Source organism: Psychrobacter sp. AOP7-B1-24 (genome assembly GCF_052376215.1).
Taxonomy (GTDB): domain Bacteria; phylum Pseudomonadota; class Gammaproteobacteria; order Pseudomonadales; family Moraxellaceae; genus Psychrobacter.
Genome location: NZ_JBQSVL010000022.1, coordinates 16,933 through 41,862, shown reverse-complemented (window position 1 = coordinate 41,862; position 24,930 = coordinate 16,933). Strand labels below are relative to the sequence as shown.

The following is a 24,930-nucleotide window of genomic DNA, read 5'->3' as shown; positions in this document are numbered from 1 at the left end:
CTATTACGTCGGTACAAACGTGCATACTTTTTTGTTAAAAACGGCTTTAGTAAAAACGTTTTTGGTAAAAGCCATTAACATTCATTAGTAAGTATTACTTACGCAATGCTAATTCTTCTGAAATCAAATTAACATCTCAAAAAAGTTTATCAATATACCTTTACGCTGTTTTTGTAGCAGCGGTGTAAGTTCTGTCTGACTTTTAAGAGTCATGTTTGACTTTGGTTTATACAAGCAAAGCTTTATGTAATCTTTGAGTGAATAGTTATTCATTTGTGCCTACCTACTTTATGCCATGGACTCTAACTAACTAAAAAAAACAGACAGTTTGTCGACGACATTACCGAAGCAGAGTCAGCACTATTCCTCGTGCTATGCGATTTTCATGCTAAAATAATACGACTTTCCCACTCTATTTAACTGATAAGAATTTGCATCCCGTTTGTTATTCCTTTCTTTTATAACATTGACGATATAAGCAGCGCTCCTATGACTCAAACGACAACTTCACATACTTCTTCTCAAACTGATGTTACTTCTAGCTCATCACAATCTACTGATGACTTTGTCCTAACGCCACCTGCTGTTTTTCCTTATAAAGAGCAGCAATTAACAGCTCGGGCACGTATCACCGAGCAAATGGCATCCAAAATTTTGATGTTAGACGGGGCGATGGGGACGCAGATTCAAACCTATAAACTAGAAGAAGCCGATTATCGCGGTGAGCGTTTTGCTGATATCAGCCAAGATGTACGCGGCAATAACGATTTATTGGTACTGTCGCAGCCACAAATGATTAAAGAGATTCATGATGACCATCTTGGTGCTGGTGCCGATATCATCGAAACCAACAGCTTTAACGGTACGCGTCTGTCGATGGCCGACTACGATATGGAATATTTGGTACCAGAGCTGAATAAAACGGCTGCGCAGATTGCACGTGCGGCGGCCGATGAGTTTACTGCCAAGACACCAGACAAGCCCCGCTTTGTGGCAGGTGTGGTTGGCCCGACCTCACGTACCTGCTCGCTGTCACCAGATGTCAACGACCCTGCTTTTCGTAACATTACCTTTGATGAATTGGTACTCAACTACCGTGAAGCGACATTGGCTTTAATTGAAGGCGGTATTGATCTTATATTGATTGAGACCATTTTTGATACGCTCAATGCTAAAGCAGCGATTTTTGCTATTACGGGCGTGTTTGATGACATTGGTTTTGAGCTGCCTATTATGATTTCAGGCACCATTACTGACGCGTCAGGCCGTACATTATCAGGTCAAACGGCTGAGGCGTTTTATAATTCAGTTCGCCATGCCAAACCGTTAAGCGTTGGCTTTAACTGTGCGCTTGGGGCCGATGCTCTACGCCCGCATATCCAAACGTTGTCCAATATCGCTGACACTTATGTCTCAGCGCATCCAAACGCTGGTCTGCCCAACGAGTTTGGTGAGTATGATGAAACGGCAGAAGAAACGACAGCATTGCTAGAAGGCTTTGCTAAAGCCGGTATCTTAAATATCGTCGGCGGCTGTTGTGGTACCACGCCAGAACACATCCGCCAAATCGCTAACATGGTGAAAAACTATCCACCACGTGTGATTCCTGAAATCGCCCCTGCCTGCCGTTTGTCAGGACTTGAGCCTTTTACCATCACCGCTGACAGCTTATTTGTCAATGTCGGTGAACGTACCAACGTGACAGGTTCTAAAAAGTTTTTACGCTTGATCAAAACCGAAGCCTACACCGAAGCACTTGATGTGGCACGCGATCAGGTCGAAGGCGGCGCACAAATCGTCGATATCAATATGGATGAGGGCATGCTCGACTCCAAGCAAGCCATGATTCACTTTGTCAATCTCGTATCAGGTGAGCCAGATATCAGCCGTGTGCCCCTAATGATTGACTCCTCTAAATGGGACATCATCGAAGAAGGTCTAAAACGCACGCAGGGTAAATCTGTCGTCAACTCAATCTCATTAAAAGAAGGCCACGCTGAGTTCGTCGAAAAAGCCAAGCTGTGTATGCGTTACGGTGCCGCCATTATCGTGATGGCCTTTGATGAAGATGGGCAGGCCGATACTTACGAGCGTAAAACTGAAATTTGCCAGCGCAGCTATGATGTGTTGGTGAACGAAGTTGGCTTCCCATCTGAAGATATTATTTTTGACCCCAATATCTTTGCCGTCGCTACCGGTATCACCGAGCACAATAACTACGGTGCCGACTTTATTAACGCCACTAAATGGATTACCGAAAACTTGCCCAATGCCATGGTATCGGGCGGTGTGTCTAACGTGTCGTTTAGTTTCCGTGGTAACCCAATCCGTGAAGCGATCAACTCGGTATTCTTATTTCACGCGATCAAAAACGGTTTGACCATGGGTATCGTCAACCCTGCCATGCTTGAGCTGTATGATGATATTCCTATCGATGCCCGTAACGCCATCGAAGATGTCATGCTCAACCGCAACCAAGGTGAAACTGGCCAAGATGCCACTGAACGCCTGATGACCGCCGCTGAACATTACCAAGATGGTGGTAAGAAAAAAGAAAGTACGGTCGATATGAGCTGGCGTGAAGGCACAGTAGAAGATCGCATCGCGCATGCACTGGTCAAAGGCATCACTACCTTTATCGAAGCGGATACCAAAGAGGCATGGGAGAAATATCCCAAGCCGCTAGAAGTCATCGAAGGCCCACTGATGGACGGTATGAATATCGTCGGTGATTTATTTGGTGCAGGTAAAATGTTCCTACCGCAAGTGGTCAAATCTGCCCGCGTAATGAAGCAGTCAGTCGCTTGGCTCAACCCGTATATCGAAGCCGAAAAGGTCGAAGGCGAAGTCAAAGGTAAAATCCTGATGGCGACCGTCAAAGGCGACGTGCATGATATCGGTAAAAACATCGTGGGCGTGGTACTCGGTTGTAACGGTTACGACATCATTGACTTGGGCGTGATGGTACCTTGTGAGACCATCCTCGATACCGCGATCAAAGAAAAAGTTGATATCATTGGTTTATCTGGTCTAATTACCCCAAGTCTCGATGAGATGGTCTATGTCGCCAAGCAAATGCAAGAGCGCGGCATGACCTTACCATTGATGATTGGCGGCGCGACAACCTCTAAAGCGCATACTGCGGTTAAGGTTGAGCCGCAATATCAAAACGATGGCGTCATCTATGTCACTGATGCCTCGCGCTCAGTCGGTGTGGTGACCAAGCTGCTCTCAAAAGAGCATCGCCAAGCGCTGATCGATGAGACCCGCACAGAATACGCCAAGGTACGCGAGCGTCTGGCTAAGCGTAAACCAAAAGCGGCCAAAGTATCGTATGCTGAGTCAATTAAAATGGGCTTTAAAGGTGACTGGGATAATTATGTGCCGCCAGTGCCAAATAAACTGGGGCAAGTGATATTGGATGACTACCCCATCACTAACTTGCTGCCTTATATTGACTGGACGCCATTCTTTATCTCTTGGGGACTGGCAGGCAAATACCCAAAAATCTTGCAAGATGATGTGGTGGGTGAAGCCGCGCGTGATCTGTTTGATAATGCCAATGAGCTGATGCAAAAGATGATTGATGAAAAATTAATCGTCGCTAAAGGGGTATTTAAAATCATGCCCGCTCGCCGTACGGGTGCAGACACGGTCACTGTATATGACAATGCACCTAATGATGGTGGCAGCCCAACCTATCAGTTCGAGCACTTACGTCAACAAAGCGACAAAGCAAGCGGCAAGCCGAACTTTAGCTTGGCTGACTTTATCTCGCCATCAGAGACGCATACTGACCATTTGGGCGGCTTTACCGTCTCCATCGTGGGTACAGAAGCACTCGCTGAACAATATAAAGCGGCAGGTGATGACTATAATGCGATTATGGTACAGGCATTATCTGACCGTTTAGCAGAAGCATTCGCGGAACATTTGCACGAGCTGATCCGTAAAGAATATTGGGGTTACCAGCCGACTGAGTCACTCACTAATGATGAGATGATTAAAGAAAAATACGTGGGCATCCGCCCTGCGCCTGGCTACCCTGCTTGCCCTGAGCATACCGAAAAAGGCAAACTGTTTGATTGGCTTGGTACGGTAGATGCTATCGGTACAACGCTAACCGAAAGCTATGCGATGTGGCCTGCGTCATCGGTCAGCGGATTCTATTACTCGCACCCTGATAGTGAGTACTTCAATGTCGGTAAGATTAGTCGTGATCAGTTAGAGAGTTATGCGGAGCGTAAAGGCTGGGATATGAAAACGGCTGAGAAGTGGCTGAATCCGAATTTGTAAGATAGTTTGGATTAAAACGTTTTAGAGAAATATTTGATGCGAGATTGGTTGCTTAAGTAACCAATCTCGCTTTTGCTTGTATCTGCTTACACACTTCAAACAACTGTGTTTGACCGTAACATTTCTTCTCTTCTGCTAACCATTGTAGTTTGACACTGACCGTTGACTATACTCACTAAAAATCTACTTAGCTGAGTTTCTGGCGGCAGAATTCAATAATATTAGAAATCACCTACTCTTCTGCAGCGCAGTAAATTGAAGTAATTCCTGTATTTGGTGTGATTTAGGGTTATATATAAACTCATTATCAAAGTAATTTTCTACGCGGTTATACATAAACAGATCACCTATCACTAATGAATTAAACTGATTGCCATTCAGTTTTTGTTGCTCTAAATCTTTCAATAAGCTTTCTGGCAAGTCGCTCATCACGAAATCAGATATTACTAATACATCTGATTTTTCATATTTTTCAGTTTCTAATAGTTTTATCGCATAACGAAGTGCTGGAGCAACATCCGTACCCCCATGAAATGACTGACTAAGGAAACCTGTCAATTCAGCTATACCTGTTACACTAGTTACTTCAAACGTTTCTATATTAGTAGAAAAATTAATAACAAAACATGGTCTATTTTGGTTTTTAGCTTTAACCCCCAAGAAAAGAGTAACTGCTTTTGCAATGCTTTCTGGTGTACCTTGCATGGAACCACTTGTATCAATGCATAGTATCATCGGACCTAGCTTTTCTTCTGTCTCTTTTTCTACTTCAACAGTTATTTCTACTTCTGTCTTCTGATATGTCAGCCCTTGTAACTCAAAGCAAAGCAACTTCGCTTCTAGATACTTTAAATCAAAAAGAATTGCTGTATCTGGGTCTGACATTAAAGCAAGTTCAGACGGTAGCGCATGCTCTAAATCTTTGGCTAAACGTAAACCAATAATCTCTTCTTTCGAATTGGTATCGACGATTGGTGTTTGTAACTCGATAGTTTGCTGTACACGCTCTATTTCACTTGTGTGTTCTATTTGGCGCATTTTACCCAATAAGTCCGCTATTTTCTTAACGCCCTCATCATTTTGTAAGTAATTTAACCAACGCTTGAGAACATCAATATTCTGCTTACTTAAGCTACCTAAACTGTCATCAAACCAAACACCTAGTTCAAATCCGAACTCACATAGGTTTTGGTCCAGCTGTTTTATTAACTCCATCCATTCAATTAGCTGCTCTAAAAACTGGTCGCGTCGTGATTGTAACTCTTCTAATTGCCAACGTGCTTGGGCGACATCCAGATGCTTTTGCCATTCATGTAGCAAAAGTTGAAAGTGCGGCTTTTTGTCACTTGTTTGCTTTGAGGTGTCTTTGTTCTCTTTTAAAGCTTTCTTCCAATAGGATAAGTTTGCAGGAACACCAACCTCTGAGCAGAAACTTAGATACTCTTCGACAGCTTTCGGGTTCAATTCATTTGAGTCTTTGGTATAACAGTCAAGCCACTGGGTTAATTTACTCTGATGCTCAGAAAATATATCTTGTTGTAAGATTTCTAATTTAGTTTTAAATTGCCACTCCTCTATTTGGGCAGTGACTTGTCGGGATATATCATTTTGACTGTATAAATACGCATATTTTTTTTTGACAACTTCTTCAATGATATTTTTACCGTGGGTTGAGAGGTCTAGCGACATAACGCCTCCAGACGCTCACAGTCTGCAATTCGTAATTTAAGCTGCTCTACCTGTTTAGTTATTCCTGTTATAGCAGTACCAACCTCTTCTTCCGTCACAAAAGGACTAGCAAGATGTTTCTTATATTTGATAGACTTTTCTTCTACTTGCTTTAGAACTTCGGTTAATTCTTGGCGGATATCTTTTACAGACTTTGCTAATGAGCTAACTAACCTTTTATTTATGTTTTTCTTTTTATCACCTTTCTTACACAAAATATTTGGACGAAAAGTAAAACTATTATAGTTATTATATCCGCGATTACTAAATGTTAACTCACAGCTACCTTGACCTCCAAATGTTCCTTGAATATCATTAAATAAGTTACCTGACTCATCGACTACATTAAATTCTTCATGAGTTTTAAATTTATCAGCAGGAATATAAAGTTTAAAAATTTTACTCTCGTCCTGATATCTCTCGTATCCTTTGCGTGTAAATGTGGCAGTAACTTCAAAGTAATCCTTATCGTTATTCAGTTGAACTACATCATAAATATCTTTAGAGTAATAAAGCTCTTTATTTACCTCATTATCCAGTGTTTCCTTCTCTTGATCGAGTTTGGCTAGATTAATATCAGTATCAAATCCACAACTTTCAATTGTACTCGTCACAATATTTTGTACCGCTCCTCGATTATCCATTGTCGTCCACAGACAGTATTTCAGCAATAACGCATCGCTATGATTCGTCTCCGTACGCCCATTGCAAAACGCTGAAGCTTTTAGTAGCATTGCGGCTCGTTGCCAACGGCGATCAGATACATAAACTTCCAGCTCTTCTGACTTTGAGATCAGCTTTTGTCGTATGTACTTGATCACCAATAAGGTATCATCGCTTAACGTCACTGACTGTAGGCTATTGCGCCATTCTTCTATCTCATCATAACTAATAATTAGGTCAGGACTAACAGATGGGCTTTCAGAACTGGGTCTGCTGTTTATTAGATGATTAAAATTATTCTCTTGCTCGATAGGTGGTACAAATAACCGAATTACAAAACGATCATAAAGTGCTTCTAACCCTTGGTTTGGTGGTGGTACTTCATTAGAGGCAGCAATCAAGGACTTCAATGGTACTTTGATGATTTCTTTACCATTTCTGAAAGTATGCTCATTAATGATAGTCAATAAATTATTCAAAATTGCTGGACTAGATTTCCAAATCTCATCTAAAAATGCGAAATCTGCGGTTGGTAAGTAATCGTCAATTTGGCGAATATAACGATCTTCTTTTAACTCTTTGATAGACACAGGACCAAATATCTCTTCTGGTGTGCTAAAACGATTCATTAAATATTCAAAATATTTAGGAACCTCAAAGGCAGCTGTCAGTCTTCTTGATATTAGACTTTTTGCTGTACCAGGTGGACCTAATAAGAAAGTGTTATGTCCTGTAATAGCACCTAGCAAAGCAATTGCCATGGTTTGATTACGCTCATACATATCAGCAGTTAACTCTTCCAATAGCTTTGATATACGTGCTTGAATATTTAAATCTGCATCGTTTAGTTTTTGAGTTTTGTTCACCATATTTCTTCAATGTCCCATTGATTGTATTAAGAATCTATTTAAAGTTTTAGCTGCTATATGATCACGACTTGAGTTATCATTTTTTCTAAAATGAGGATTAAGTAAACCATTCATGTAATTAAAATAACGATAGATAATAATAAGTGTGCCAGTGATTTCGTAAAATAGAAATGTTAAGCAGAACTTACTTTAATTTTAGCGCATATTAATCTGGCTATTCTACGTTCTGATTCTTCCTAGCCCGCCGACACCGCTCAGAACAGTAAATCACCTGCTCCCAATCTTTCTCCCATTTCTTACGCCACGTAAATGAGCGCTGGCAGACGGAGCAGGTTTTTTGCGGTAAATTTACTTTTTTATGTGCCATCGTCTGCTCTCTTGTGCCGTATATCTAATATCTATGATTAATGTTTACTGCCTACTTATCTTCTTTTTGATAATCAAGCCCTTCATACTTTTTAACGCGGCGGCATTGGTCGGAGCAATAGACCATGCTATCCCAGTTTTTATCCAGCTTCTTAGTCCAGCTAAACTCGCGCTCGCAGACAGGGCAAAGTTTTTTGCGAACGTTCTTCTTTTTGTGCGCCATAGCTTTCTCATTGGTTCGTTTACGACATCAGTCATGTGTCACTATCGCCTACTAAGCACGGTTAATAGTCATAATTACTAATCATGACTATTAATCATAGCTACTAATGATGACTACTAATCATAGTCGTCAAATATCTTGTTTAGACGATTAAGACTATTGACGATTAGCTTGCCAGATTGATCAGTACTGGTATCAATCGCCAGCTTCTCATCCATGCGCATCGTCAATGGCGCCAGTGCGTCTTTGAGAGCAGTTGCCATCAGTGCCGTCTGCTGCTGCACATCAGGTACATCGCTCTCTACTAGCTGACTATTATTTACCTGATTGTCATTATTGCTAATCAAGCTATCTGCCATTTTTTGCGCCAGTTGCTCTACCGCATTGACCAGCTGCACCATGAGTTGTTTTTGTGCATATTGGTTTTGCTTGAGATATTCGCCTTCTGCTTTATGGTCATGCTTATATATTTGCAGCAATTGATTCACGCTTTTCTCAAAGCCACTATCGATACTATCGCTGACCACTTTCGCATTATTAATGACGCTATCGGCGAGAATTTTTTGCGATTCTCGTTGAGCCTCTAACTGTGACTGCTGCCCTGCTTCACGTAAGCGAGCGATTTTCTCTGGGTCATTTTTTGATAAATAGGTTTCAAACTGGCTACTGATGGCATTGAAGCCACTGGCCAAGTCGACCAGTTGCGCGACGATACGCGCACCTGTATCACCATCTTCACCGCCCATCGCTTTGTTACGTAAGAAATCGGCTTTGATCTGCTCCCAGCGCTCCGTCTCTTCTTCACTCAAGATGCCGCGCATCTCACCAAGCTTGAGTAAATTACTCTCCGCGCCTTGGGTCAATAGCTGCGACTCGCCCAGATAGTGATCATCTATCAGCTGGTTCAGCTCACTTTCATTCATGACCGCCGACAGCTTTTCGGTCATCTTATTCATATTACGATAACTGCCTTGCAGCTTAAATATCGGCTCAACACGGTACTTATCATCTTGCGAAGCGGAGGCAATATAGGCTTGGTTAACATCAAGAATAACTTCTTGCACTTTAAACATATGACGCAAGATTGCGACAATTTCATTAATCTCTGAAGTGCTATACGGATAGGTCAGCTCGCTGCTTTGGGCTTGGGCAAGGTTGGCATTGTCCGCTTTTGCCATTTTAATCAAACGATGCACATCGCTTAAATCACGGTTGGCCATTGGTGCTAGCACTGTATTAGAAGTCAGCGAGTTTTCGATATAACTGAGGGCAAACACCTCTTCCATACCGCTCATGATATCGCCTAAGTTATAGATATCGGCACGGTTGGCGAGCATATCTGGCACTTTAAATGCCTCACCGCTCTCGGTATATGGGTTACCAGCCATGACCACGCAGAACTTTTTGCCACGCATGTCATAGGTTTTGGTTTTACCTTGCCAGACGCCATCGATACGGCGCGTACCATCACCGAGTGAGATAAACTTCTGTAAAAATTCCGCATGCGTATGCTGAATATCATCGAGATAGAGCATGACATTATTGCCCATCTCAAAGGCTAAGTTGATTTTATTCAACTCTTCTCGTGCGGTGGCATTGGGCGCTTTTTCGGGATCTAAAGACGTCACATCATGACCGAGTGACGGACAGTTAATCTTCATAAAGATAAGGCCAAGACGATTTGCCACGTACTCCATCAAGGTCGTCTTACCATACCCTGGTGGCGATATCATCATCAGGATACCCATCAAATCGGTACGCTTATCCTCACCGACTGTACCCATCTGTTTGGCAAGATTGTCACCGATGAGAGGCAGGTAGCTCTCATTAATCAGACGGTTACGTACAAATGAGGACAATGGACGCGGCATAAACTCGTCTAGCCGTAACGTCTCTTTTGAGTCATGCAAAATCTCTGAGCGCATGGCCAGATAACGTCTATAGGCAGGGATAACTTGAGTATCATGATGATGCAGACGATTTAAGAAGTCGTCGACGGCAAAGGTTAGAGTCTGCTGATGAATGCGTGGATGCTCACCTAGCAAGTTATTCACCTGAATCTCAAGCGATACCTTGCCCGTACTACGCTCAAAACTTTGCACTTGATTGAGCGGGTTGTTAATACTGGTCAATGATGTAGTCGATGAAACTGGCGATGAGCTGATTGAAGAAAATGACAAGGCCGATGGTGTTCCACTTGCGCCTTGATTATCTATTTTTTTACTACCTTGCCCTTTATTAAAAGCCCCTTTACCAAAGCTAGCACCTGAGTCAATCAGTCGCTGCACCAAAGCTTCACGTTGGGCATCGTTCAATTGAGTGAGTAATACCGCAATCGCCTCCGGCACATAATGACGGCCACTTTCTAGCTGCTGTTTGCGTAACGCCTCTTTTTCTGCAATCTCGGCCAGCTGCTCTTCACTGAGCTCGCCGTCTTCATCGATACCATCCGCTGCTGCATTGGCCGAGTCAGTATTACCGTAAGTCTTATCAAGTAACGCATGAAACCATGTGGTCAATAGCTCATAGGCTGATTTTGGCTGAAAGCCAAGCTTACCGATTGAAGATTGTAATTGATCAAAACTGGCAGTCGCTTGCATACTAGCTGATGAAGCGCTTAGCGTTTGGCTTAGCTGCTCACACAACTGCTGCGCTTGTTGGCTGGTTTGCCAGTGTATTTTATGCGTACTGGCATTAGGGGTAGCCGCTTGCATTGACTGCCCCATGACACTAACCAGATACTCGCAGGCCAGTTGCACATAGCTTAGTTTAAAGATACTAGCACTGTGATCGTCACTTATATTTGCATCTGTTTCTACGGTTGGCTCTTTGACAACTTCATCACTACTGTCGTCGTTATAAGTGCTCACAAAATCACGCATCACTTGGCTCATGTCTTCAACCAATAGCGATTTTGCCTTATCACTACCCAATGCACGGCGTAACTGCTCGGCAGTCGCGGCTCGATCTGTCCAGTTACTCGCGCGCGTTAGCACAGATTCATTTAACCAAGCGTCGTAACCGAACTGGCGTAAGCTGTCTAAGCCAAGCGCTTGTACGATATTGAGCTGCCAATAAAACAACTGCGCCAATGCTCGTACTTGCGGGGTATAAATCAGCAGCCCTGCCTCACGTAGCGTCGGCAATATCTGCATCAGTAATAACGTCGCATCATGATCATGAATGCCTTTATCATAACCTAGCTGATAGCGAGGAGTAGCATACGCTTTGACCAATTTGGACAATGGACTGTCATTGTCAATATCACCATTCACATCGAGGGTAATGATGGTCGCATCGTATGCTTGATATAGACGCTCTTCGGTTAAGCCGTCCTGACTGTTTTTGGCACTCTCAATGATGCTGTATGCCAAATACTCAGCGCGATATACCTTGTCAGACTCAGAAGCGATATTCATGTCCCAATACGGACGCAAGGCGTTCAGCTCAGTATTATTAAGCACTTCATAATAGTCTGTACCCGTTAGATGCAGGTTTAATACACGATTGCCATCTGACTGCTGACGGCTCAATAAAGTCAAATCTAATGGCTGAGTATTGACTGAAAAACGGTGCTTGCCCAGCTTGATAATCTGACCACCATCTTCAAACAAATCCGACTTGTCTTTTAGACTCTTATAACTCTCGATTTGAATGGCTTTTAGGCGCGCGTCGATGTCATCTGCTTTGACGCTAAAGTCCATCGCTTGTAGCTCTTTTGCGATGTTGCGGACTTTTTGTACCAGGCCATCAGCCGCAAAATACGTATTGAGCGCTTCTTCCTCGGTAAAGCCTGTGACGCCAGTGCTTTGTGTCCGCTTCTTGATACTTTCGAGCATTCGCAGCGCGCCATCACCTAAGTTTTGCGCTTTACGGTTACGAGCATCGAGCAATTGCTGCTTGTGATTTTCAAAGGTCTCGTAAATCTCTTCACGCTTACTGATGATATCGGCCAAAAACTGATCGCCACTGTTGGTCTCTGGATCAGCGAACTGGCTTTCAAGCTCCTCTAACTGTACTAGCAACTTTGCCATTTGCTCATCTGATTTCTCAGGCGTATTGGCAATGGATAACGCATTGGCAATCGACTGCCCAAACAGCTTAAACTGCGCACCAAATTGCGCTACAGCCTCAGCCGAGCCTAAGTTTTTACGCTTATGATTGAGCTTGGCTTTGCTTTGATTTAGGCTGGCATAAATAGTCGATATGTCGTCGATAATTTGCGTACGCACCGTGGCATCGGCTACATCCAACGTGCCCAACAGCTCAGTTAGTAAATCCAAACCTTGTGCGGTCTCATCGATTTTCTCTAGTACAGGTTTTAATTCAGCATTGGTTTCAGCGGTATTTAAGCGCTCACTGACATCGACCAATATGCCTTCGTAGCTTGATAGCGCCTCTTCGCCACTCAAAAACATCACGGTTTTTTCAGCGAGCTCGCTTTCTGCTTCTTCTAACTGTGTCTGCAATGCTTGTAGCTTATCGGCATCTAAATAACGCAAGTCTTCCAGACTAACCAAGCGACCTTTTTGGCGTCTTAATGCGGACAACTGATCGACATAATCACTGGCAGACTCAAAACTAGTGACACGTATCTGCCGCAAAATCTCACTTTGCTGCGTATCAGCATCGCTTAATGCGGTTTGGGTTTGCTTTTGGATGCTTTGTACTTTAGCGAACTCGTCAATGACCAGTTCAGCCGTGGCCGTCACTTCTTTAATACTGCTGGCGACTTCGCTCAGCTCAGGCTCAGACAACCAGTAATAGCTGTCAAAGAGTCGGCTGGTATTATTGGTCAGCTCTTCATAGAGCTTCTGTGACACGCTTTGATTGTCAATGAGGCGCGTGATGCTATAAAGGTCTGAGATACCGCGTACCAATTCTTTATTACCAATTTTGCCATAAAAACTGGTGCTCTCAGGCAACTCACTCACATACTCGTGTGAGGCATAAGGCGTGTGCCATATCTGCATCGGATGAATGCGAGATGGCTCGCTTTGGTCGCTAAACAGCACCAAACGCCCATCCTCTGCCAACGCCATACCGTTACAGTAAATAGGGTTTGCCAATTGCTTTTTAATCAAATTATAAGGAAACAGACCTGTAACGCCTAAGTCTCTGTCATAGAATAAGAATAGAACGTCTTCTCCATTTGGCGATACAATTTTACGCTTAAAGCGCAGGTCGGTAGCGCCAACATTATTGGCCTCAAACAGCTTATACTCACCGGTCTGTAGGTAATAACCACCCGGAAACATGATGCCGTGGTCTTCTGGTAGCTGGACACACGACTGTCCAATCGCATCCAAACGCAGCACCGCTTCGGTCAAAGTGTTATAAACAAAATAACGGTAGTCTTCTTCACGATAGGGCAATATTTTGAGCAGTATTAGACTACCCACTTTGGCATACGCAATTTCAGCATCCGTCAGCGATTGGGTGCGATCATTGACCGGTTCGCTATAAATCCCCTGGCCGGACTGCGTATTGTCCTCAATTTTGATGGTCAGATCGCCACCGACCGTTTCCACAAATATCGTATCCAAGATATTCATATGTGGGTATTTGCCATTGATCATCTGATCACGGGTGGTCTCAATCCAGTCGAAATCATAAGCAGGTGGCAACTCGATATCACGCTCGCCTCGATTATCCACATAAGCGACTTGCGCCGACTCTGGCGTACCTTGACTAAAATCTAATGCGAAACGGAACACTCGAATATCAGTGATGCGCTCACCAATCTGAAACGCCAACAGTAGCTTGCTGTCTTTCACTGTTATTTGAATCAGGCGCGTTTGCTTGTAATAGCGATATAACTCATTGAAGTCTTGGACAAAGGCATCTTGATCTAAAAAAGTACCCTTTAAATCGACTTCTTCGAGCTGATACTCTTCTTCGTTACCAGCTGGCTCGTTCAGACGATATAGCGACAATACATCCTTAATATTGCTCGCACGCTTGAGCCCCATAAAGACGTTATAACCAAATAGCAGATAATCACCAACCTGCACCATATCCTGCGCCACACAGTTGTGCTCGGTACGAATACGAGTACGGGCGATGACTTGCATCTGGGTGCTGCCAAACTCTTCGAGACGCGCATTATTTAGCGTCTGCGTCTGCTGCCCTAAACGGCCGCCTTGTTCCGTTAGACGTTTTTTGATGAGCTCATAAGCATTGCCTGAAGCAACTGCCTGATCGGTTTGGTTTGCTTGATTAGCATTATTATTGTCGTTGCTATTATCGTTGCTATCTGAGTTCTTTGAAGTTTGCGTATCCGCCATCGTTACTCGTCCGTTTCTGTTTTTACATAATATAGTCAATCCTTTATAAAAGAGCTACAGCGTTAACCTCGCTTGAAGTATCACATATACATCTGCACTCGGTTGCCTTGTATCTCTTTTAAACTGAATCCACTATAAGAGAATTTTGGGCAATAAAGGATCATTGAAAGTAAAGAAGCACTTGGCTAATCTAAGAAAACGAGTCGTCACTGCTGTTTTTTTAGATTAGCCAACTCATCGTTATTCATCGTTCTGAATCACCGTGAGTTAGCCAAAAAAATCTGCCGCCTAAACGACAGATTTTGAATTTCAGAGAATATTACTTATTTATACTGTTCGATAAAAACTTGCTTATTGGTAAAAAACTTACTCACTAATACTTACCCGTTAAGACTAGGCATTTAGACCCTATTAGTAAGTCGTTTTATCATCATTTTGCTGGTTAGATTTCATAGCTTGACTGGCCATCACGCCATTGATGATACCGCTCAATGTGTCTGACTTACCCGCTAAGCCATCAATGGCTTTACCGATAGACAGTGACTTGGCAAAGTTGTCAAAGAAATGCGCTTCGCCGCCAACAATATCGATTTTGGCTTTCTGTAGCGCCACTGCCAATACTTCAGCATTTTCTTTCGCAATCTCTTTACCAGCGTCAATAGAGGCAAGCGCTTCTTGCAAGGCAGTTTCAAGCCCCATGCGGAACTCTTCGTGTTCACGTGCTTCTTTGCTCATGCTACCCATGGCATTGAATTTTTCGACCAAACCATCTGCTTCGGCTTGGAAGTGCGCGCGAGTAACTTCGGCTTTTGCCAATCCAACTTCGCGTTCTGCTTTGGCACTAGACTCACCGCGAGCTGCAATGATTTCAGCATCGGCCATGCCTTTTTCGCGCTCAGCTCTGGCGGTAGATTCACCGCGAGCTGCGATGATTTCTGCGTCTACCATACCGATATCACGCTCAGCTTTTGCCTTAGACTCGCCGCGAGCAGCGATAACTTCGGCATCTGCCATGCCTTTTTCACGTTCTGATTGCGCTTCGGCTTGTCCTGTCGCTTTGATGATGTTGGCTTTAGCAATGCCTTCTTTTTCAAGCGATGAAGCCTTGGCTTCTTGAATAGCGGCTTCGGCGAAACCATGTGCCGACTCTTCTGCTTTGATACCTTCGGCCATTTTAATTTTGGCTTCTGAATCTTTGGCTGATGCTTCAAGATTAGCGGCAGCAAGCGTCGTAATCTCAACAGCTTTGTGCTTAGCAGACAACTCTTCTGCTTCGGCTTTTTTGACCTGACGTACTTTGAGCTCTTCGGCATCGGCTTCTGCTGCTAAGACGCGTGTTTGCTTATTTCGATCCGCTTCACTAACTTCTCGAACTTCTTTGATACGCTCTTCTTCTTGCGCAACGGTTTTGTCCACTGCGATACGTTCACGAATGACGTTAGCGATTTCTTTTTTCTCAAGCTCAATCGCGCGTTCAGCTTCGATACGTTGCAAGTCAACTTCACGCTCACGAGAGACGATTTCTAAATCACGAGCACGCGTGACTTTTTCTTCTTCGATCACGACTGCACGCAGACGATTCTGTCCAGCCACTTCTATTTCACGCTGCTGATTCTCACGCTGAATGGCCAAGTCTTGCTCAACCGTGATAATAGCGGTTTCAGACTTTTTACGCTCTTCTTCTTCAATTTTGCGAGTTTCGGCAGTTTCGCGTGCAATCACTGACGAGATTTCACGCTTCTGCTTGGCTTCTGCATCAGCTTGTTGACGCTCAAGCTCAAGCATGGCTTCAACAGTTTCAACATTTTTCTTTTTAACCGCTAGCTCTTCATCACGCTCAAGTTCATTAGTAATAACATTTTGCGTAGCCGTCAACTGGGTAATCTTTTTGATACCTTCAGAATCCAAGATATTGCTTGAATCTAATGATACTTTTGGCGTTTGCTCCAGATAGTCAATCGCAACATCTTCTAGGACATAACCATTTAGATCATTACCAATTTCTTTGACAATACTGTCACGAAACTCGCTGCGATTTTCGAAAAGTTTGACAAAATCAATCTGTTTACCAACGGTTTTTAATGCTTCAGAGAACTTTGCATTAAACAGCTCATTAACAGCGACTTTATCTGATGCTCTATCTACCCCAACCGATTTGGCGACTTTTAGCACATCTTCTTCGGTTTCATTGACGCGTAAATAAAATGCCACGGTAATATCAGCACGCATGTTGTCTGCGCAAATCAAACCTTCTTTACCGCGTCTGTCCACTTCTAATGTGATGAGCGATATGCGCATCAATTCTTTTTTATTGATAACTGGCCAAACAAAACCACCATCAAAACGTACGGCTATTTTACTAACGCCGTTAATAATCAGCGCTTTACCCTGCTCAACCTTTACATAAAAGGCTTTGAGCATCAGCAGCGCTGCCATGACGAAAACAAACGCCAGCACAACCACCACGCCGACGATAATGAGTATGTCCATATTCATTCCTTTAATTAAAACATTCTATAATCAACTCCATGTAAATCAGATACGGTGGCAAGCGTGCTAAACCTAGTGTTTACCGTGCTTTTTATAGCACGTGCGCTTTGCAGCCCTGCTAATCACCGTCGCTATATCTGAGTCACCTTGAACCGACTATAATCAAATTTAAAACTGTTAATCTCATTCTTCCAAATAGATAGTGCTATTCATACCTTTACAATGCTTCTTTATCTTCCACAACAGCAACTCGATAAGTATTGGCATCTGTTAAATACTCAACCAACATCACTTTATCCCCTTGCTTTAGCAAATTATCATCGATATCTGAGCGTATCTTTAGTATCAACCCTGCACCGCCATCATTAAGCTCTGCTTCGCCATGCTTATGTGTCACGCTAAGTGTGCGTACCACAGCAATTTTACCTATATTGCTAGAAGCATTACGTTTAGGAATTCTGGCAATGTTTTTGCGAATGGGTGAAATAATGAGACCTGTTAACCACATAGATACCACCAAGACAAGAACAAATGCACCAGTGCCAAAGACGTAATACCAAAGACCAGAATCAAAATTTTGGTGTAAAAAACTGGTGTATAAATAGCTTAACAACCAACCAATCAAACTGATTAAACTAAGAATAATGATGAGAGGTACGCCATACAAACCAAATTTGAGTAAAAGTCCAGAGACAAAACCCGATGAAGTTAAGTCACCACCGTCTCCAGTTGCATCACCTATATCGACTGTATCCATATCTGCCATACCTAGTAAGGAAACTATCCAATACAAGGTCACAAACATCACCAATCCAGTAAAAATCACCGTAGGGTATAGACTGATGTTAGTAATGAATACTAAAAACGACTCTTGCATTACACGCTTTCTCCTTTTATGTACCTATAACCTAGGTTTTCAGAATCAACTTATGTTTCTTTATTAATAATTATATAGATATCTCACTATATAATATATAGATTTCGTCATTATCGGCCCCAAACGGGAGAGCGAATGACCCCGCCAGCCTCACTGCTAATCGTAAAATTGGTGTTACCCGTTAGTGATTGAATAACCAAATTTCCCATATTAATAGAGCCTTGATTACTCACTGCAGAAGCGCTCATCGGATAGACTGCATACTGTCCAGATGGGGACAATCGTGCAGGCTCATCGAGTCTTGTTTCTGCTAGAAATAGTATCTGACCTGTAGCCAATGTCATAATTGCAGCTTTACTGCCATCAAGATAAGCCAATTGCTGCCCATCTGAGCTGAGCTGAGGACTGGCGGCATAGCTGCCCGTGGATAAACGCTTGACCTGTCCATCATCGAAACGGTATCGATAGATACTTGGACGTCCAGCACGTACTTTGTCACTGGTATAAACGAAGCTTTTGCCATCTGCCGCATAACTTGGCTGTACTTCTGTACTCGGCAGTGTCGTCAACCGTTTGGTACTACCGTCGCTGAGATGCATCTCATAAATATCTGCATTACCATCAATGGTAGAGCTATAGAGCATCTTTTGACCATCAGGTGAGAATGACGCAGACAAGTTACTGCCTTCTGCAGTCACCACCAGATTTTTAGTGTTGCTTTTTTGATCATAGATATAAATATAGGGGTGTTGACGAGCGACTTGTTTACTATAAGCAAGCATTTGGCCATCAGCTGACCACGCAGGCGCATAGATATATCCCTTTAACTGATCAATTAATTGGCGATCACTACCGTCGGGACGGATACTATAAAGCGTCGATATTTTTGCGGCACCCATGCCATGCTCTTCTACATAAGCAATACGCCCTTGGCGATCTATTATTGGCATTTGAGCGGTTAGTGGGTTGCTCGCAGTCATATCTACCGATGTTTTCGATACGCTACTCGGCAATGTCTGACAGCCCGCTAAAACACTAATCGCAGCGATGATAACGGTGCTGCTTGTCAGACGCACATTTATCGTTGGTTTTAATACAAAAGCTTTTAGCATAAGACAAGTCCAATAGTCGTTCATAGATAGATTTGTTATAAATAAACATTTATAAGTTATCGATAGCTACGCTACACGATAGTGTTTAGATATAAAAAGTTACACTAGTGTAACGTACATTTAACTTTGATTTTAGACAAAAAAAGCCCCACTATTCGTGAGGCTTTTTTAAACAGATATATCGTGTTAAACAATAATTTTAGATAATACTCGTTGTACCCAAACTACCTGTAATGACTGAGTCATTTATAGGTAGATTTATTCAGAAACGGCTTTAAAGTGCGCAACTTGGCTGTCGTTCTTAATAGTCAGAATAGGCGTATTATTGACATTGTTATTAATACTGTACTTGCCATCTACAGTCGCTAAAGCTGCCGCATCAAAACTAGCCTGAGGCTCAGGACATGCCATCATTGTGCTCATACCTTGACTGAGGATTACCTCACCATCTGTCACACTATAGCCTGCACCCATGCTGTTACAAGTATTTATAAACGCAACTCGATTGTTACCTTCGATGGTCATAAATTTTAAAGTAAGTGGTTTACTCTCATCAATAAACAAAGAATTTATACGTTCACCATTAGTATTCTTAGCATCGACCAGTTGCCAATTATTGGCTTGCAGGAGGTCTGATGTGACTGGTTGAGTGACTGGCGCGGTAATACTTGTGGTCTGGCAACCAGCAGCCAGTGTGCCTATCGCCAGTGTTGCCGCCATCATCATGCTAGTTATGTTCTTCATATAAACTCCTATAGTGATTTTATTCAACAGATTAAAAAACAATATTACGTACGCTCAATGAACGTTATCGTTAGCGCGTGTTTGATATTCAACCATAGCACTGACAACGACTATTGCTGCATGTTCAACACGCTTTATTATAATGGACTTATTGCTTTATTCATTGACCAAAATAATGTAGACCATTATGCATAACGAATACCTGATTGTCATTATAGATTGAGTATATGATTGCAACAATCATTAGGGTCTGTTGAACATTCAAATGTGGTACTGGCAGTAGCTATTTTTTAGACAATACGCAGTGAAATTTTTGATACCTAGTCGTTCTAGGTTAGATAATTTCACCATGTATTGGCAAAAAATAGCCCTGCCCTGAAAGGCTGATGCTAAAACCACCCCAAACGTTGTTATAAACCTAGCCAAGGTCTCGACATTATCGTCGGTTTACGCCTAGTTTGATGCGATTTTAGCGATCAGCAGTCCTAATATTTGAATGTTCAACAGACCCTAGTACTGCTTGAAAGCTTTTTGCTAACCTAGCTTGCCAGATATAGCGCGAGCTGCTAACACTTTTTAAAAGCAGGCAGATAAGCGGTTAGACTTGCCAACCAATCTTCCAAAGCAGTAATGGATGCATTTATGCTATAATCCACCCTATTCATTCCATAACTATAAGTACGATTATGATGACTAAAAAATCCCTTATCCAATCTCCAGAAGCCATAGAAAAAATGCGTGTCGCCGGTAAACTTGCCAGTGATTTGTTGGTTATGTTGGACGAGCACGTAAAAGTAGGCGTTAGCACCGAAGCGTTAAACCAAATTGCTCATGACTATATTGTCAATGTACAAGGTGCCATCCCTGCTCCACTCAACTATAATGGTTTCCCAAAATCAATCTGCACCTCGGTCAACCACGTGGTTTGTCATGGTATCCCAAGTGAGAAAAAACTGCTAAAAGATGGCGATATTATTAATATTGATGTGACCGTGATTAAAGATGGTTATTATGGCGACACCTCAAAAATGTGGATCGTTGGCAATGGCTCTATTATGGCCAAACGTATCTGTAAAGTGGCACAAGATGCCCTCTATGCAGGTATGAGTGTCGTCAAAGACGGTGCGCGTTTGGGCGATGTTGGTGCTGCCATTCAAGAAGTGGTCGAGCCTGAGCGTTTCAGTATTGTGCGTGAGTTCTGTGGACATGGCATCAGTAATGAATTCCATCACGAGCCACAAGTTATGCACTATGGCAAAAAAGGCACTGGCTTTGAGTTAAAGACGGGCATGACATTCACCATTGAGCCTATGATTAATGAAGGCAAATGGCAAACCAAAATCTTGCCAGATGAATGGACGGCCATTACCAAAGACCGTAAGCTATCTGCTCAATGGGAGCACACGATGGTCGTCACAGATAATGGCTGTGAAGTATTTACTGCCCGCCCTGAAGAAGATTTAAGCTTTTTAACTCAGTAATATAATAAAAGATCGCTTAGGCGGTCTTTTTTTTAGACTATAATCAAGATGAATTAAGTATTATGCTTACTGATTTTTATAATTCTAATAACCATGTCCTTCAAATAATAAAACAACCTTAAGCTCAAACAGCTGCCTTTAAACTCTTAACTGGATAACACTTATGTTTAATTGTGATATCACTTCTATTGACCTAACGTCCCTACCTTTGCTACCTGATGATGCAGCAACAGATACATCAGTATTAATGGATAACGACGCGGCCGAAAAATGGCTACTGGAGATACCTAAATGGTTGACTCAAATTAATGAAGACATCAATCGAGCACTTGAGCGTGGTGTCAATATTCGTCAATTGGTTGAGGTTCGTTCCTGTGCCATCGATGAGTTACTGATTGCTTTATTTAAATTTTTTGAGTTAGATAAAACTGACTTGGCTTTTTTTGCTACTGGTGGGTATGGGCGTGGCGAGTTGTCTCTGTATTCAGACATCGATATTTTACTACTATCTCCTGATGAAATTGACACTGATACTAGTGGAAAGATTGATCGCTTGGTAGCGTTGCTATGGGACATAGGATTGGATCCTGCACTTTCTGTGCGTACGGTTGAAGATGCCTTAGAAGCGGCACTCGATCACACCATTGCCAGTGCTCAGTTAGAAGCTCGACTGTTGATTGGCAATGAAGACTTGCAAGATGTTCCAGTAAAAATTGTCAATGAGCAGTGGTCGCCCCGTCAGTTTTTTGAAGTGAAAATTGAAGAGGCTAAGGCACGCCACTTACAGCACAATGCCACAGAGTACAATCTTGAGCCAAATATCAAGACGGCGCCTGGTGGTTTACGCGATATTCATATCATCGGTTGGGTAACCAAACGCTACTTTCGAGTTGGCAAATTATATGACTTGGTGCAGCAAAATTTTTTGACGGAAAAAGAGTTTGACGAGCTAAATTTTGCAGAAGGTTACCTCTGGCAAATACGTCACTATTTGCACGTATTGACCGGTCGTAACGAAAACAAGTTACTGTTTGATTATCAGCGTGAGATTGCCCAACTGATGGGCTATGAGACTCAGCCAGATGATGAACCTAATGCCGCGGTAGAACGCTTTATGCGCGATTATTATCGCTGCGCCATGCAGATATCAACGCTGTCCGAGATGCTAACCAATCATTATTACGAAACGATTATAGAACCAAGACTGACCGATGATGAGCGTCCAAAAAAACATCCTATCAATGCACGCTTTAACCAAATCGGTGATCAAATATCCATGGCGCATCATCGCGTCTTTGCTCAGCACCCTGACGCTATTTTAGAGATGTTTTTATTGATGGGTCAGCACAATATTAAAAACGTCCGCACCCATACCCTACGCGCGCTAAAAATTGCTGCACGTGGTATCGATCAAGTTTACCGTGACAACCCCGCTCACCAGGCACTGTTTTTAGCCAATCTAAAAGAACAAAACTATCTTTTTCATCGCCTTCGTACGATGAATCGTTACGGCGTTTTAGGTAACTATATTCCTGCATTTTCACAAGTGACGGGGCTGATGCAGTATGACTTATTTCATCGTTATACCGTTGATGCACATACCTTGTTTTTGATTCGTATCCTACATCGTTTCACTGACCCACGGTTTTATGAAGACTTCCCGCTGGTCAGCTCTATCTTTCAACGTATCGAACGAAAAGAAATCTTGGTACTGGCAGCAATGTTCCATGACATTGCTAAAGGACGTGGTGGCAATCATAGTGAGCTCGGTCAAACCGAATCCATTGAGTTTTGCTTGACTCATGGCATGAGTTTGGCGGATGCTAACTTGGTTGGTTGGCTGACACGTTACCATTTATTAATGTCGATGACCGCTCAGAAAAAAGACATCTCAGACCCAGAGATTGTGACCATATTCTCGGATCTGGTAGGCAATGTTACCCATCTCAATCATCTATACGTGCTAACCGTCGCTGACATGAATGCCACCAATCCACAATTATGGAACAGTTGGCGCGCCACTCTAATGAAACAACTATACTCACAGACTCGTCGTATTTTGCGTGCTGATATTGATGCACCCACCAACCGCCAAGATATGATCAGTGCCACACGTAAACAAGCCTTAACCATGCTAGATAATGTGAACAATCAGCATATGAATCGCGATGAAGTCCTGAGGTTATGGGATGATTTGGGTGATGAGTATTTCTTGCGTGAGATCGCTGAGGATATTTTATGGCATACCGAGGCTATCTTGAATCACCCCCCCATTGGACTTGCATCCAATACAGATAGTCCACCGCTAGTCGTGCTACGTGAGCATAGAGAGCTGGCACTTGATGCCGTTCAGGTATTTGTTTACACCCAAGATCAAGAAAACTTATTTGCGGTTACCATGGCAGTGTTCGATCAGATGAATCTGGACGTCTTAGACGCACGAATCATCACTGCTACCCGTGATTTTGCATTGGACTCTTATGTGCTACTAGATCCTAACGGTACACTATTAATTGACGAAGACAGCCAAAAGGACCTCAAACAACGTTTGATTAGTGCCTTTAAAGATCCAACAGTACTAAAAATCACAAACAAGCGGATTCCACGTCAGCTTCGAAACTTTGAGGTAACCACGGTTATCAATTTTGAATTCAATGAAGCCTCAGATCAACACGTCATGAGCTTGGAAACGCTGGATCAGCCTGGACTATTGGCACGAGTTGGACAAGTATTTTTGGAAGAGAAAATTGAGGTACATGCTGCCCGTATTACCACCTTAGGCGAGCGTGCAGAAGATATGTTTTATATCAGTGATCATAACGATAAGCCGCTATCTACTGACAGACTTGAATCTCTGAAAGCAGCACTGCTTGCCAGCCTAAGTGTGCAAAAAGACTGCCCTCTTTATTAAATATCACTCAAGAGTTAATAAAAACATAATAAAAAAGCATGACATTGATAAAACAATCAGTGTCATGCTTTTTCTGTCTAATTTTTTTAATATCTAATCTTTTTAACATCTAAGGCGCACCTCAGAGCAAAGTTAATTCCTATAAAGTACTTTTGTATATAATCTCACTAGCATGTTCATTAAGTTCATCATCAGCGAGGTCTGGCGGTAGAACCTCTGCTTCAGTCTGTTTTTGCGTCAGAATTATACGCCCAGTATCGACCTCTCTTTGTAACAAACAATGTAAACTGGCCAAATGAAAACTTTGATCAAAATACTCATACAGCTGTCTTAAGGAAATAGGTGAATTGGCATGTACGTCTGGATAAAGACTGTCTTCTGCCAAGATAATCATCTCATTCAGCGCTTCTTCACGTTGCAACTCATCTTTATCAATCTTGCGTTGCAAAATATTAGCCATGCGACCTTTTAGTGACAACATGACAATAAAAATCACTGTCTGCACAGCAAACAAGGCAATGTACTGCCATACAGGCAGCATCATGCCCAACAACTTACTGAGCAGCATCAATAACATCGCCACGATGACATAGCTGACCAACTGCCATAAAAACCACATCATCAAGCTATTTTCACCGTACCAAAACAGTTTTCTCTCTTTACGGCTAATGAGCTGCTGACGCGCTTGCCACCAACATTGTTCACGCTGTTTTAATAGCTCATATAGTTTATCTCGCGATAAGTTATCGTCAGAATTTTTATCATTGATATCTTTAGCGTTTGGACTATCGGGTTGTGTAACACTAGGCATATCAAATTATCCTTACCATAAACTATCATCAAGGCTGACAGCGGCTTATTGTACTGCTATTAAGAAAAAGAC

General features: G+C 42.7%; 13 protein-coding genes. 3 read left to right on the top strand and 10 right to left on the bottom strand.

Features of this window, described 5'->3' with window-relative positions; genetic code table 11:
- Positions 1-489: 489 nt before the first annotated feature.
- Positions 490-4,296 (top strand): methionine synthase, encoded by a 3,807-nt coding sequence (gene metH / locus ACT3QP_RS06730; RefSeq protein ID WP_444524945.1) that lies wholly within the window; start codon positions 490-492, stop codon positions 4,294-4,296.
- Between the two features lie 228 nt (positions 4,297-4,524).
- Here metH and ACT3QP_RS06725 read toward each other — a convergent pair whose 3' ends face one another.
- The 9 genes from ACT3QP_RS06725 to ACT3QP_RS06685 form a co-directional block, all read right to left on the bottom strand.
- Positions 4,525-5,985, bottom strand: coding sequence for a VWA domain-containing protein (locus ACT3QP_RS06725; RefSeq protein ID WP_444524944.1), 1,461 nt, complete (start codon positions 5,983-5,985; stop codon positions 4,525-4,527).
- A complete protein-coding gene (locus ACT3QP_RS06720) occupies positions 5,976-7,556 on the bottom strand; it encodes an AAA family ATPase (protein WP_444524943.1) in 1,581 nt (526 codons plus the stop codon). The genes ACT3QP_RS06725 and ACT3QP_RS06720 overlap by 10 nt, the downstream gene beginning before the upstream one ends.
- Before the next feature lie 214 nt (positions 7,557-7,770).
- Entirely contained in the window at positions 7,771-7,923 is a 153-nt protein-coding gene (locus tag ACT3QP_RS06715; RefSeq protein WP_444524942.1) for a DUF2256 domain-containing protein, read from the bottom strand.
- Between the two features lie 51 nt (positions 7,924-7,974).
- Positions 7,975-8,145, bottom strand: coding sequence for a DUF2256 domain-containing protein (locus tag ACT3QP_RS06710; protein ID WP_444524941.1), 171 nt, complete (start codon positions 8,143-8,145; stop codon positions 7,975-7,977).
- 116 nt (positions 8,146-8,261) lie between these two features.
- Positions 8,262-14,432 (bottom strand): DNA repair ATPase, encoded by a 6,171-nt coding sequence (locus ACT3QP_RS06705; protein WP_444524940.1) that lies wholly within the window; start codon positions 14,430-14,432, stop codon positions 8,262-8,264.
- A 411-nt stretch (positions 14,433-14,843) separates the two neighbouring features.
- Positions 14,844-16,922, bottom strand: a complete 2,079-nt coding sequence (locus ACT3QP_RS06700) for a flotillin family protein (RefSeq protein ID WP_192518248.1) — start codon at positions 16,920-16,922, stop codon at positions 14,844-14,846.
- A 217-nt stretch (positions 16,923-17,139) separates the two neighbouring features.
- Entirely contained in the window at positions 17,140-17,799 is a 660-nt protein-coding gene (locus ACT3QP_RS06695; protein WP_192518247.1) for an OB-fold-containig protein, read from the bottom strand.
- Between the two features lie 110 nt (positions 17,800-17,909).
- Entirely contained in the window at positions 17,910-18,911 is a 1,002-nt protein-coding gene (locus ACT3QP_RS06690) for a Xaa-Pro aminopeptidase (protein WP_444524939.1), read from the bottom strand.
- Between the two features lie 258 nt (positions 18,912-19,169).
- Positions 19,170-19,655, bottom strand: coding sequence for an META domain-containing protein (locus tag ACT3QP_RS06685; protein ID WP_444524938.1), 486 nt, complete (start codon positions 19,653-19,655; stop codon positions 19,170-19,172).
- Between the two features lie 689 nt (positions 19,656-20,344).
- On the opposite strand from ACT3QP_RS06685, the gene map reads away from it, so the two are divergent.
- The gene (gene map, locus ACT3QP_RS06680) at positions 20,345-21,136 is read left to right on the top strand and encodes a type I methionyl aminopeptidase (RefSeq protein WP_444524946.1); all 792 of its coding nucleotides are present in this window, start codon (positions 20,345-20,347) and stop codon (positions 21,134-21,136) included.
- A 163-nt stretch (positions 21,137-21,299) separates the two neighbouring features.
- A complete protein-coding gene (glnD, locus tag ACT3QP_RS06675) occupies positions 21,300-24,047 on the top strand; it encodes a [protein-PII] uridylyltransferase (protein WP_444524937.1) in 2,748 nt (915 codons plus the stop codon).
- 139 nt (positions 24,048-24,186) lie between these two features.
- On the opposite strand, the gene ACT3QP_RS06670 is transcribed toward glnD, so the two are convergent.
- A complete protein-coding gene (locus ACT3QP_RS06670; protein WP_444524936.1) occupies positions 24,187-24,858 on the bottom strand; it encodes a hypothetical protein in 672 nt (223 codons plus the stop codon).
- Between the last annotated feature and the right edge of the window lie 72 nt (positions 24,859-24,930).